The following is a 14,080-nucleotide window of genomic DNA, read 5'->3' as shown; positions in this document are numbered from 1 at the left end:
CTAGTCTGGCAAAGTTACTTTTAATATCTCATTAACTGTTGTCAAGCCAGACTTAGCTTTTAACAATCCATCATCAATCAAGAAGAGCATCCCTTTTTTCAACGCAGCAAGTTTAATCTCATCCATATTTCGATTATCATACAGTAAATGACGAATCTCATCATCGATCATAAATAATTCATGGATTGCCAATCTACCCTTATAACCAGTTTGCTGACAAGAAGAACAACCTTTACCGTGATATAATGTTTGAATTTGAATACCTCTATTTTCAAATAGTTGTTTTTCCATTTTCGTAGGCTCGTATATTTCCCTACAATCTTTGCAAATTTTGCGCACTAGTCTTTGGGCGACTACACCAGATAATGCTGAAACTACTAGGTACGGCTCCACATTCATATCCAATAGTCTTGGAATGGTAGAAATAGAATCATTAGTATGCATAGTACTAAGTACTAAATGTCCTGTCAACGCTGCTCTAACAGCGATTTCAACAGTTTCCGTATCTCTTATTTCTCCTATCATAATAATGTTTGGATCTTGGCGGAGCAAAGCACGCAACCCATTCGAAAAATCTAATCCGATTTGTGGATTCACTTGAACCTGATTTATTCCTTCAAGCTGATATTCGACAGGATCCTCTATCGTTACAATATTTACTTCTTCTGAATTTAAATGATGCATACCAGCATAAAGAGTGGATGTTTTTCCGGAGCCAGTTGGTCCTGTCATCAGTATTAAGCCAGAGGGCTTTTCTATTAATCTTACAAAAGACTGTAGATTTACTTTATTAAATCCCACTTCCGAAAGGCTCTTCTTCACATTTTGCAAATCCAATATCCGAATAACAACCTTTTCACCATTTATAGTAGGAAGTATGGAAATTCTTAAATCAACATCTGTTTGCTGAATGTTTAATTTCACACGTCCATCTTGCGGCAATCGACTTTCAGTAATTTTCATATTCCCTACTATTTTTATTCTAGCAACCAAAGCAGAATAGATTGCTCGCGAAAGGACTCTTTCTGTTTTTAATACTCCATCTATTCGATATCGAACCACTACCTTTGTTTCGTGAGGATCAATATGGATGTCACTAGCTTTCATTTGCACTCCAGCAGCAAATAATTGATTTACGAGTTTAATAGCAGGCGCTTCTTCAAAATGTAATTGTTCGATAGAAGATATTTCTTCCTCATCAAAATGTTCGTTTGCATGATAATATTTATGTATTGCTGTAATAATTTCTTCCTTTGAAGCAATAACTGTTTTGATTTGAAAGCCTGTCGATAAACGCAAATCATCAATCACGAAATAATCCATCGGATCACTCATTGCAACAGTTAATTCCTGTTGATTTTTCTCAATAGGAATAACCAAATTTCTAATGGCAAATTCTTTCGGCACAAGTTTCAATAAGTTAGAATCAATCGGGTAACGATGTAAAACGACATGTGGTATTCCTAGTTGAAATTCTAGCACTTCAATTAATTGCTGCTCATTGATAAACCCTCTCGCAACCAAGACATCTCCAAGTTTTTGCCCATCTCTTTTCGCTTTCAATGCCTCTGTTAATTGTTCTTCAGTAATAACCCCTACCTCAACTAGTAAATCTCCCAATCTCTTTCTTGGCATATCAATCCCTCCTCTCAAAAAATAGTAGTGCATTTATATTAATCATTATAAAATAGAACTATAGACTTTTATACTAATTTTTAAAGGCTGTGACAAAGTGAGAGAGATAAAAAAACATCATACTGAAGTCGGCTATACTCTGGTTGAAGTTTTAGCGGCAATTACTTTATTATCTATTGTCATTGTTATATTTACAGGAATGATAGCACAATCTTCTTCCTTTACTAGTAAAAATACGGAAAAAATTGAAGCATTAAATTTGGCAAGAAAAACTTTAACTTTATTGCGAAATGAAAAAGGAATAGACCTTACTAAATGTAAAAACACAATAGATGGAGAAGATGATTTATCTTGTTTTCAAGAATTATCAAATCAAAAATTCTACCCATATGTAAAAATAAATGATTTCCCAAATGATGCTAATAAGGAAGAAAAACAAGAAGAAAGCGAATTAAAGTTAACAAGAATTCATGTTAAAATTTATAGCTCGAAAGATCCTAATAATCGAAAGCTACTTGCAGAAACATTTGGATATCTTAAAGGAGAGTAATTATGAAATATCCTTTACTCGAAAAACAAAAAGGGATGACACTAATTGAAGTCCTTGCCGCTTTATCAATCAGTTCCGTCGTATTATTAGTTGCTTTTGGTGTTTTAAATTTATCAATGAAATCATATGAACGTAATGTTTCGCAAATTACACTCCAAGAAGAGGCAAATTTAGTGATGACAACTATTGCAACTATACATCAACAAAGTGTTTCCTATACGCTCGAAATAAATAATGATAATGAATTGATATTAACAAGTATACTGAAAGATGGAAAGAAGAAAACATACTCATTTATTAAAAACTTCCGTTATGAATTATCTTATAAGATTATGGATGATAACGATCCACCCACTATTAAAGTATTAGCTAACCAACAACCAGATATAATTCAAACAAACAAACCAGTAATGATTGATTTAACAATATCGGATGTGAAAAACCCTAATAGTAAAATCCATGTATCTTCGATGTTTGACCGATTATAAGGAGTGGAAGACTTTGCTCAAAAAAAATGATGGACATGCTCTCATTGTAGTTCTTCTCATTATCACGATATCTATAGTCTTTATGACCATATTATTTGGATTATCTACCTTTACTAGTAAACAAACAACGAATTCTCAAACGGATATGCAAACAACAGATGCAGCTGAAATGGGGATTACCTTTTTCCAAAAAAAGATTGATCAAATCATTAATGGCAAAGATTATAAAACAATAGATGAGTTTGTAAAAAAGCTAAATGATAATTTAACATTAAAAAAGGCTAACATTACTAACAATCTCTCGTATACAGTACAACTTACAGCACCAATCATTAAACAGAATAAGGATAATGTTACAATCATTCCAATAAATTTTAAGAGTGAAGGACTCCAAGAAAAAAAAACAAAAACAATTATCAAAAATATAGAGATAAAGATTCTCAGTAATGGCAGTACTGGTGGAAACAATCAGGGAGGAATTTTTGAAAATAAAGTTCAATTTGATAGCATTAGAGATTCTTCTCGTCTTGATCTAACAAAACCAAATTCTCAAGCACCTTTTAAGGATACTGAACCAAATGTCAATAATATTAATGGTACTTGTCAATATCCGGATAATTCCAGGATAATAAATAACGGAAACAATCAAGGCTTTGATAATCATTGTAAGCATTACATTTCAGGAAATGCACTGCTTACAGGATATACTCCTATTGCTTCAGATGCAAATGTAGAAATTGGTAGAAATGCTCAATTCAATCAACAAACGGATTTTGCAAAAAAAAGTAATGTTACTATTAAAGGGAATGCACTTTTTAATGGCTCAATATCACTGGCTGAATCATCAAAATTATCAATTGGTGGAGACGGTTATTTTCAAGGAGATGTCCCGATGAAGGAGCAGTCTTATATAAGTATTGATGGAAATGCCACTTTTACTTCAATGAATATGAATAAAGCAATTTTACTCGTTAAGAAAAATTTACTTGATACAAATAATATTATAATGAAATCTTCTTTAATAACGGTTGAAGGAAGTGCACGTTTAAGCACTATAAATATTTCAGAGGACTCAAAATTGGAGGTTTACGGAAATCTCTACTCGGACAATTGGCTTACAGTATCCGGGACAGTATGCGTTCATGGAAGTGCGGATATTCAAATAGATGCTGGAAAAATCAAAAATGTTACTAGTTGTGAAAATAAGCCTCCTGGTTATGTTTATGTATTAAACCAACCCATTATAAATGATAGTATCGGTGACATTAATATTGGATTTGGAGATTCGGATGTCACATATCAATAATATAAAGATACTTTTCTTTGAATTTAAGTGTGTTTTATTCGAAAATACCTTCATAATAAATATTATATGAAGGTATTTTCTGTCTTATTTACTTGCCATTTTCTGTTTTATCATTATTTAGATTTATTTCTGTTTTTACTCTAGTCTCGTTTGATGGCGTATTGTCTGTTTCAACTGAATTTTCATTATTAGTAACAGATTTATACTCAATATCATCCTTAGGTAAATAAAAATCGTTCGAAACAAGTTCTCGCTCTAACAAAGTTTGCTTCCAATAAATTTCTTTATAAACATCAATGGAATATCCTTTTTTTCCCTTTACTTTTCTCTCCATATTTTGCGATGGAACATATTCAGTTATTGTACGCTCCGGATAAGAATTTTCATTCTCTGTTACAACAGCATACTGTAAAGGATTCTTTGGTCCAATAATCTTTACTTGAATTTTATTAGAATTTACTTTTTTACTAACAATCTTTATCTCATAGCTATTAGGATTATATATTTTTAAGTCTAAATCCTTTTGGACATTTGCTTCGAAGCCTAGCTGAATGTTATTAGGCTTTATTTGACTAATATTCCGTTCCACTACTTGTAGGTTTGTTTGTAAGATAGCCATATATATTGCAGAAGAAAGTCTAGCATTGAAATTAGCATCTTCATTTATATCCTTATCATTCACTATTTTTTGAAAAGAGAAAAGACTATTAGGCTTTATTGTTACTGTTTGATGTTCCTTTAACCAATAATGAATAAAATCTTGATTGTTAATAGGTATTTCATCGGAAGAAATGGTAGTCTGCTTATATTCATCAAATCCAATGAGATATTGCTCCATGTTTAGACTTAAATCTTTTTCAGAAAGATTGCTTGCATATTGGTCTAGTTCTGATTTTAATTTTGACATATTGACTTTATCCATTATAGATGTCATACCAAGCTTACGAAATATATTCGCTAACTCATTATTATTAATTTCTACGAATATTTGATTTTCTTTTCCATTTTGGATTGATTGAAAGGTATCAGAAAAGTTAAATTCAAATACATTATTAGGTAAATCTATCTTCTTATTTAAGAAAGATAGTTGCGCCTTATTTTTTGACTTCCATTCTATTATTCGAGTGTTTAGCGTTTCTTCTGATTTGCTTTTATCTAAATTTGAGATATTTACCGGCCCAATGCTTGTATGAGCTAAGTAATTGGTATCATTATTGCGGAAAGGTGCGAAAGCTAATACAGTCACTTGCGACAAAATAAATAGAAAAACTGTACAACATAGAATGATACTAGTAAATATCAAGATATTTTTCTTTTCCATACTTAACCCCTTTCCTTGTCCTCCCTAATTCTTTCATATAAAAGCTGCAAATCATCATTACTAGAATCTTTGATGATTTCTACAGAATTATGTTCCAAATAATCGGATGGTTCATGAGTATTAAGATCTTGTTTAATCACTAAGTTCGAATTATCAAGATTCTCACTCTCATCTAATAAAATTTGGCGACTCTTAAATATTTGTTGTATATCATCCTCGTTCGTATCCACGGTGTTTACGAGCGAGGAATACTTAGAAATGATATCTTCGGAAGCAGGCAACTCTTGTGTACTAGTTATGAGATTGTCATAAATTCCCCCGTCTGTTAATATGGATTCGCTAAGAATTTCCTGTTCATCTACATTTGACAAGTCTTCCATTGTCACTGCAACTTCCCTAACAGAAGCTTGTCCAACATCTTGTACTTTATTAAAAGATGGCTTGATGGATATATTATCCGTAATATCAAGGTTAACCGCATTAGCAGACCTTTCTAGCAATTGCCCGTAAGAATACATTGGATTTGGTAAATCTTTATCAGGGGAATCCATATCTACTTTACCGCCCTGTTCTAGCCAATTAATTTTTCCACCGATTAATATTGTTACACTAAATAGGAAAAGCACAATAATGAATATAGCTACCCACCATGTAAATAACAACCAAGCGATTTTCCCTAATGCATAACAAAGAATAGTTGTAGTAATCAATATTAATTTATTGCGGACTTTTATTTTCATAGGAATAAAGAAAAATGCTAATGAAAAAATGATTATAGATACTAAACTCGACATCCAGTTTCCCATTCTTCACCTCATAGTAAAACTTTATATGTATTAACAATTAATTCTATTATACAAGGTATCTTAAACTATGAAATATAAAAATAAAAAAACCATCTCAAAAAATGAGATGGTATTATTTCACATACTCTGCAACTCGGTTCTTTCCTGCCCTTTTCGCTCCAATATACAATGCACGATCAGCATGTCTGATTAAAGCCAATGCTTCGTCCGCATCATAAGGTGCTGTAGCGACACCGATACTTACTGTAATATTAATACTGACTTGAGCAACCTCTTCATCCAATGAATTATCAATAAGAAAAGAGCGGTTGGCAATTGTTAAACGAACAAGTTCAGCTAGACGCAATGCAGCATGCTTATTTGTATCCTTTAGAAGGATGACAAACTCTTCTCCCCCATAACGTGCGACAATTCCTCGATTTCCAATCAAATTTTTTATACGCTTTGCCATCAGCACAAGAATATCATTCCCACTTTGATGTCCATATGTGTCATTGATCATTTTAAACGAATCGATATCTAGCATGATAAGTGACAATTCTTTACGAAGTCCTTTATTTAGTAGAGTAAATTCATTTGTTAATAAATTATCAAAATATCGATAATTATAAAGCCTTGTTAATGGACAGTGCTCGCTATTCATCTTTGTTTGTTCATAATGTCTTGCATTTGAAATGGCAACAACAAAATAAGAACAAAGAATATCCAATATAGGCAGCTGATATTTTTCATACTGGTCTCTTTTAGTCGATGCCAAGAAGAGAACTGCCTCTACTTTCTTATTTCTAAAAATGGGGACACATATTATACTTTCTGCATTTGCTGGCATATAACCGGAAGCGAAATTTTCCCATTCTCCTCTATTATTATAAAAAACTGGTTTTTCCATTGCCCAAACTTGTCCACTAATGCCTTCATATTTTTTTATAGGCGGAATGATGTTTGGCTTTTGATGGCCATTCTCGACACCACGTAAAAGAACCATTTCATCGCCTTTTACATCTAAGATATAGGCATAATCTACAGTTAATGTTTGGGAAACCTTTTGAATAAAAAGATCAAATACCTTATTTACCTCCAATGTTTCATTTAACTGGTGGCCAATCTCTGCTGCCTTTTGCAAATAATCATTAATTTTTTCAGAAGAATTATATAACCGTAAAACATAACCGAACCCCATAAAAGGAAATAATAATAAAAGAAAACTAACAAAGCCAATTCGGACATTTAAATAGTATAAAATAATACTCAATGGTACTACGATGCATATAATTAATAATTCCCATAATAAATCAAGCGCAAAAAGTCTGTGTTTTCTCCCAAAGAATGGAGCTGATACATATAAGAAAAATTGATTAATAAGGACATTCGCTATTGCATAAATAATAATCGGCAATATCGTTTCCTGAAGGGATGTAAATCCTGTTTTCCCACCAATTGCATAATAAAGCAAACCACTTAAAAGGGAAATCCCAAAAAACATTAACGAATTGAAAGGATACCGATGTGCTTCCGCTTTTTTAACCTTCAGTGATATTAAAACAACGATGATGGAAAATTGCGTTAAAATTAATTCAAAAAACAATCCATAGCATAAAAATCCTGCCATTGTTACCCATTGAAATATGTATATTGGATTGTTGGCAATATTAATTGGAAAATACGAAACTACTCCTGTCAGGATGCAAAAACCTACAACGACAAGAAAACTCAGAGGATTAGGAGGAAAAAAATGAAAGGTAAAGAAAACACCGATTGGTACTATTAAAAACCAAAGTAATAGGTTAATCGCCATTTTTCTAGATATTTTCATCTTCCGCACCCCCTTTTACCTAGTTAATTAGTCATAATGTTCTAAAATATTTTACCAAATAGAGACAAGAATGTCACTATTAATTATAGGTTTTGCAATTTTTTACAATAGAAGAGCAGATTATTATAAAATATCCTTCAAAAACGGCTTAATCTCAGCCAAAAAGTAAAGTGAACCGCAAATAATAAGCATTTCATTTTCCTGTAAACTTTTTATTAAATCGCTAAGTATGGGTTTCCATTCGCTATATACGTTAGCATTTTCTATTAAACTTAATTCTGCTAGCCTTTGCGCCGATTCTATGCGTGGTGAGTTAAATTGTGTGAAATAAAATTCAGAATTTATTTTTCGGAATTCCTGAAACATTTTTGTTAACTCTTTGTCATGTAATGCAGCAAACAAAATCTTCTTCTTTTTATTTTTGTATCTTGAGTTTAGAGCTTGTACTAATACTTCGACACCTTCGGGATTATGGGCACCATCCAAAAGTATTAATGGATTTTCTTGAACGACCTCCATCCTTCCCGGCCAATATGCCTTTAATAAGCCTTCCTTAATATACTCTTCTTTAATATTTAAAAGAAGACATGCCATAATAGCTAATGCAGCATTTTGAGTTTGATGCTTTCCTAGCATCGTGATTTCTAGGTTTTTAATGGAAATGTTTTCTACACAAAATGTGAATCTTTCGCCAGATTCTACAGGACAGTAATCTGACAAATGAAAATCACTTCCGAAGACTTTCATATTGGCATCCATCATTTCCGCCTTTTCAGCTATGACTGATAATGCGCTCTGTTGTTCTACTCCTGTTATTATCGGAATTTTTCTTTTTATTATCCCGGCTTTTTCATATGCAATTTTCTCAACGGTGTCGCCTAGAATATTAACATGATCTAAACCAATATTCGTGATGACGGTAAGGATCGGTTCCAATATATTTGTACTATCAAGTCTTCCCCCAAGGCCAACTTCAAAAACGCAATAGTCCATAGGATTGATCCTAGCAAAATAATAAATGGCCATTGTTGTAATTACTTCAAATTCTGTCAATGACCCGAGATTTGTATTGTCTAATTCATCCGCAAAGGGTTTGATAATTCGGACTAACTCCAACATATCCGTATCAGGAATTGGAGTGCCGTTAATACTGATTCTTTCATTAAAAGATTCAATTGATGGTGATGTAAAGGTACCCACGTTGTAACCAGCTTCATTTAAGATCGATCGAATATATGTAACTGTGGATCCTTTCCCATTTGTTCCCCCTACATGAATGGATTGTAAATCCTTTTCAGGAGATCCAAGCTTCTCCATCATCCATTTCATGCGATCTAGTCCTGGTTTAATACCAAATTGTAAACGGGACAAAATCCATTCTAGTGCTTCTTCGTATGTATTCATTATTTCAACACCTTTCTTAAATAGAGGGAAGACGAATCCCTTAAGTGATTCGCCTTCAACTTTACAAGAATTATATACATTTATTCCTCTGTTTATCTTTTTGCAATAGCTCTACGTCTCGCTCCAGGTGAAATTTGCACTTCAATTTCAATAGCGAATATCGGCTTGCGGATTTGTTATTCCCCTCTTAATTCTGAAATTCTGGCACCTACAGCTGCTTGTTTTTCTAGATAATCTTTTTCTTTTTCTCGTTCTTCCTCTACAACTTTTTGAGGTGCTTTACTTATAAATCTTTCATTGCTTAATTTTTTCTGAACTCTGTCAACTTCTTGATTCCATTTTTCTAATTCTTTTTGAAGTCTTGCAAGCTCTTCCTCAATATTAATCAAGCCTTCAAGTGGAAGGAAAATTTCCGCACCTGTTACAACGGCTGTCATTGCCTTATCTGGAGCAGAAATATCAATACCTGTTACTAATTCCTCAGGATTACAGAATCGCTCAATATATGCAGCATTGTTATTTAAGGTTTGCAGAATATTTTCATCCTTAGCCTTGATAAATATCTTAACTTTTTTGCTTAATGGCGTATTTACCTCTGAGCGAATATTACGAACAGAACGAATGATTTCAACAAGTAGTTTCATATCATTTGCCGCTTGTTCATCATGATAATCTTGATTTACTTTCGGCCATTCTGCGGTAGTAATGGATTCCCCACTATGAGGAAGGTTTTGCCATATTTCCTCGGTAATGAATGGCATGAAAGGATGCAGCAATCTCATTGTATTGTCAAGAACATAAGCTAAAATTGATCTAGTTGTCTTTTTCGCAGCTTCGTCCTCTCCATATAATGGTAACTTCGCCATTTCAATATACCAATCACAGAAATCATCCCAGATGAAATTGTAAAGTGCTCTTCCAATTTCACCAAACTCATATTTATCTGCAAGCTTTGTAACAGTCTCTATTGTTTCATTTAAACGAGTAAGAATCCATTTATCTGCAACAGACTTTTCACCAGTTAAATCAATTTCCTCATATGTCATGCCATTCATATTCATTAAGGCAAAACGTGAAGCGTTCCAAATCTTATTAGCGAAATTCCATACAGACTCAACCTTTTCGATACTAAAGCGTAAATCTTGACCTGGAGAGCTACCTGTAGAAAGGAAATAACGTAATGCATCTGCCCCATATTGATTAATAACATCCATTGGGTCTACACCATTTCCAAGCGATTTACTCATCTTCCTACCTTGGTCATCTCTTACAAGTCCATGGATTAAAACATCTTTAAATGGTCTTTTTCCTGTGAATTCAAGCGCTTGGAAAATCATTCTTGAAACCCAGAATGTAAGGATATCATAGCCAGTCACTAGAGTGTCATTTGGAAAATATCGTTGATAGTCTATAGATTCTTCATTCGGCCAGCCCATTGTTGAAAATGGCCATAACGCTGAACTAAACCAAGTATCAAGAACATCATTATCCTGAACCCAATTTTCAATGTCTTGTGGCGGTTCTACATCTACATAAACTTCACCTGTTTGCTTATGATACCAAGCTGGTATTCTGTGTCCCCACCATAATTGCCTAGAAATACACCAATCATGGATATTTTCCATCCAACGTAAATAATTATTTTCAAACCGTTCTGGTACAAAATGTACTTTTTCCTCTTTTTGCTGTAAATGAATCGATTCTTTTGCCAATGGTCCCATTTTTACAAACCATTGAGTAGATAAATATGGTTCTACAATCGCATCACTTCGTTCAGAGTGACCAACGGAATGCATATGCTCTTCGATTTTGAATAAGACACCTTGCTCTTGTAAATCTTTCACAATTTGTTTACGGCATTCAAAACGATCTAGCCCTTGATATTTCCCAGCTCTTGCATTCATTTTGCCGTCTTCATTCATTACTAAGATTCTTTCAAGATTATGACGATTACCAATTTCAAAGTCATTAGGATCATGTGCTGGTGTAATTTTTACGGCACCTGAACCAAACTCCATGTCTACATAATCATCTCCAACAATTGGAATTTCACGCCCTGTAATCGGAAGGATAACTGTTTTGCCAATTAAGTGCTTATAGCGGTCATCTTCAGGATGAACAGCAACTGCAGTATCACCTAACATTGTTTCCGGTCTAGTCGTAGCAATTTCGATAGATCCAGTACCATCCGCAAGTGGATAGCTCATGTGATAAAAGGCACCTTGGATATCCTTATAAATAACCTCAATATCTGATAGGGCAGTTTTTGTTGCCGGATCCCAGTTAATGATATACTCCCCACGATAAATAAGACCCTTTTTATACAAAGTAACAAATACTTTTTTTACTGCGTCAGACAAGCCTTCATCGAGTGTAAAACGCTCACGGGAATAGTCTAATCCAAGCCCTAGCTTTGCCCATTGCTTGCGAATAAACTCAGCATACTCTTCCTTCCATTTCCATACTTCCTCAAGGAACTTTTCACGGCCGAGATCATAGCGGCTTTTTCCTTCTTCACGTAGTTTTCCTTCTACCTTTGCTTGTGTAGCAATACCTGCATGATCCATTCCAGGAAGCCATAAAACGTCGTAGCCTTGCATTCTTTTCATTCTTGTTAAAATATCCTGTAATGTTGTATCCCATGCATGACCAAGGTGTAATTTACCCGTTACATTTGGCGGTGGAATAACAATCGTATAAGGTTCCTTCTTAGAATCATCCTTCGCTTCGAAAAACTTGCCATTAATCCACCATTCGTACCGACCTTCTTCAATAGCTTTTGGATCGTACTTAGTCGACATTTTCAATTCATTTTCTTCCATTTTTCTTCCATCCTTTCCTTAGAGTACCTTTTGAAATACAAAAAGCTCCCTACGTCAAAAGGACGAAGGGAGCGGATTCGCGGTACCACCTTTTTTCACAGACATTTATATAAAAAATAAAAACGTCTGGCACTTAAAACTCATAACGGCTCTTCACCGGCTTTTAGCTACTATAATTTTCACTAAAGCTGCTCATGGGCGACCTTCTGATGTGTCAAAACTTAGGAAATATTTCAGCAAGTAATTTCCCTCTCTTTAAGACGACTACCATCGTACTCTTCCCAATCAATGCTTTTCATATTATTTTTTCTATATATTATCGAATATTAATGCTAATAGTCAATTATTTTCTCCAGTTTTTTAAAAAAATATTCATTTTCCTTATTATTTTTGCCGAAAACTTAGGCATATTCACCATTTTCACTTTCCTTCATACATTAAATGGTATAAAGATGAGGAAGGTGAGAAGATGAAAAAAAAGTTCAACCAATACACTTTGCAGTCCTGGATGAAAACCTTGAAAGGAGTGTGCAAACAGTTAATTATCCCGTTTGCAATATTTCAAGGCATTCGCACCATACTCATGCCTACTACCTTTGATGTATTGCTTCTAGCCATTTTTATATTAATCGCCCTTGCATTTTATTTTGAATGGTTTTAAAACAAATGCGAAAGCGCCTTGAACATCGGCGTATGGATAAGTGAAATTTGTACTCCCAATTCACCTGATGTTGACTTATCGAAGGGAGGAGACGGAGAAATCCACTAGCCGATAGGCGCTGTAGCTAGACGTAGACAACTTTTAATCCTGAGGTTTGGGTTCAGTTTCTGCTTGTTTAGCCTGATTTTCCATTTCATTGATTCTAATAACAATATATTCGGTGTTTTTGAGTAGCCAATAGTGACTTTGCAATTCCTTCACAAATTTGATTTCTGCTTTTTTCGATCTTTGCAAACGATAGGTTTGGACCGTTCTGAAAATCGGACCTGGATGGGCTAAGTAGCTTAAAAATAACAGTTTTTCTTCTTCCCGAAACGGAAAATGCCCAAAATAAGTGTAAAGCCAATCTATACATTCATCAAATCGCTTCGGATATGTTTGTAAGGTTCTAGCTAAGAAGGGTAAAAGATCCTGTATCGGTGAGGCGATTTTTGAGTCTTCAAAATTGGTAAAGTAGCCGTAACCTCTATCATCATATAGAAAATGTTCTGTTGAAATCTTTCCATGTGTAATAACCGTTCTGCCAGTAGTTACTTCTTTGGAATTCTCATACCAATCCTCTAACTTTTTTTTGGAAAATTCAAGTGCTCGCCTCATGTCATTGTAAAACATACAAAATAATAATTCGAAAGGTGACATATACCATTTCTTTTCACTCGTTTCCAAAAAATCGGTTAAAAATTCTTCTTCCCTCTCCCACTCCTCTATAGTATTTTCATAATGTCGCTTTCGTTCTTCCTCTTCAACTTGTATATTTTTCAATGATAAAGTGTGCAGTCTAGCAAGTTCTCTGAACATTTTTTGATGCTTTTCATTACGATCTTCTTTTTCTTCGTTGGAAAGCCATGGCATTAAATAGTATAAATAATGTTCCTGAAGAATTGCATATCTTCCATCCATGGTAGGATATATCGGGACAATGCGATTATAACCCCTTTGATATAAAAGCTGAACATTACGGACAAAATCAACACCGTTTTGCGGAAAGATTTTCTTTAATGCATATACACCATTATCCGTATAAACCTTCCACGTTCTTCCGTGTGTTTCCACATATTTTACCCTTACCCCATATTGTTTTAATATTGCACTTATTTCTTCGTATGATGAATCTTTCATTTCACCACCTGCTATAAAAGGTTAGAAGGTGGGTAAGAATGAACTATACTCACCTTCTTTTTAGATTTTTTATTAAAGCTCTTTTCTTAAACTTG

The 14,080-nt window shown here is 33.9% G+C and carries 11 protein-coding genes and 1 other annotated feature; of the genes, 4 read left to right on the top strand and 7 right to left on the bottom strand.

The window, feature by feature from the left end; translation table 11 throughout:
- A complete protein-coding gene (locus AC3WJF_RS04180) occupies positions 1 to 1,635 on the bottom strand; it encodes a GspE/PulE family protein (RefSeq protein WP_492449862.1) in 1,635 nt (544 codons plus the stop codon).
- A 97-nt stretch (positions 1,636 to 1,732) separates the two neighbouring features.
- Between AC3WJF_RS04180 and AC3WJF_RS04175 the strand changes: the two genes are divergently transcribed.
- Genes AC3WJF_RS04175 through AC3WJF_RS04165 form a run of 3 tightly spaced genes read left to right on the top strand, consistent with a single transcriptional unit; the run spans position 1,733 to position 3,979 of the window.
- Positions 1,733 to 2,185, top strand: coding sequence for a type IV pilus modification PilV family protein (locus AC3WJF_RS04175; protein ID WP_492449861.1), 453 nt, complete (start codon positions 1,733 to 1,735; stop codon positions 2,183 to 2,185).
- A 2-nt stretch (positions 2,186 to 2,187) separates the two neighbouring features.
- On the top strand, positions 2,188 to 2,673 hold the full coding sequence (locus AC3WJF_RS04170; protein ID WP_492449859.1) for a PulJ/GspJ family protein: 486 nt from the start codon (positions 2,188 to 2,190) through the stop codon (positions 2,671 to 2,673).
- A 13-nt stretch (positions 2,674 to 2,686) separates the two neighbouring features.
- On the top strand, positions 2,687 to 3,979 hold the full coding sequence (locus AC3WJF_RS04165) for a hypothetical protein (protein WP_492449858.1): 1,293 nt from the start codon (positions 2,687 to 2,689) through the stop codon (positions 3,977 to 3,979).
- A gap of 88 nt (positions 3,980 to 4,067) precedes the next feature.
- On the opposite strand, the gene AC3WJF_RS04160 is transcribed toward AC3WJF_RS04165, so the two are convergent.
- The 5 genes from AC3WJF_RS04160 to AC3WJF_RS04140 form a co-directional block, all read right to left on the bottom strand.
- On the bottom strand, positions 4,068 to 5,300 hold the full coding sequence (locus tag AC3WJF_RS04160; RefSeq protein ID WP_492449857.1) for a VanW family protein: 1,233 nt from the start codon (positions 5,298 to 5,300) through the stop codon (positions 4,068 to 4,070).
- A 2-nt stretch (positions 5,301 to 5,302) separates the two neighbouring features.
- On the bottom strand, positions 5,303 to 6,106 hold the full coding sequence (locus tag AC3WJF_RS04155) for a hypothetical protein (protein ID WP_492449856.1): 804 nt from the start codon (positions 6,104 to 6,106) through the stop codon (positions 5,303 to 5,305).
- 112 nt (positions 6,107 to 6,218) lie between these two features.
- Positions 6,219 to 7,919, bottom strand: a complete 1,701-nt coding sequence (locus AC3WJF_RS04150; RefSeq protein WP_492449855.1) for a sensor domain-containing diguanylate cyclase — start codon at positions 7,917 to 7,919, stop codon at positions 6,219 to 6,221.
- A 123-nt stretch (positions 7,920 to 8,042) separates the two neighbouring features.
- Complete coding sequence (locus AC3WJF_RS04145) at positions 8,043 to 9,323, bottom strand: bifunctional folylpolyglutamate synthase/dihydrofolate synthase (RefSeq protein ID WP_492449854.1); 1,281 nt, start codon at positions 9,321 to 9,323, stop codon at positions 8,043 to 8,045.
- Positions 9,324 to 9,499: 176 nt separating this feature from the next.
- A complete protein-coding gene (locus AC3WJF_RS04140; protein WP_492449853.1) occupies positions 9,500 to 12,145 on the bottom strand; it encodes a valine--tRNA ligase in 2,646 nt (881 codons plus the stop codon).
- 55 nt (positions 12,146 to 12,200) lie between these two features.
- Positions 12,201 to 12,443 (bottom strand) — a binding site (T-box leader).
- 171 nt (positions 12,444 to 12,614) lie between these two features.
- Here AC3WJF_RS04140 and AC3WJF_RS04135 point away from each other — a divergent pair.
- Positions 12,615 to 12,806, top strand: a complete 192-nt coding sequence (locus AC3WJF_RS04135; RefSeq protein ID WP_492449852.1) for a YszA family small membrane protein — start codon at positions 12,615 to 12,617, stop codon at positions 12,804 to 12,806.
- Positions 12,807 to 12,947: 141 nt separating this feature from the next.
- On the opposite strand, the gene ysxE is transcribed toward AC3WJF_RS04135, so the two are convergent.
- Complete coding sequence (ysxE, locus tag AC3WJF_RS04130; RefSeq protein ID WP_492449850.1) at positions 12,948 to 13,985, bottom strand: spore coat protein YsxE; 1,038 nt, start codon at positions 13,983 to 13,985, stop codon at positions 12,948 to 12,950.
- Positions 13,986 to 14,080: the final 95 nt, after the last annotated feature.

Source organism: Heyndrickxia sp. FW510-T9 (assembly GCF_058781025.1).
Note: the sequence above shows the minus strand (reverse complement) of the source record. Positions and strands in the feature narration are given on the sequence as shown.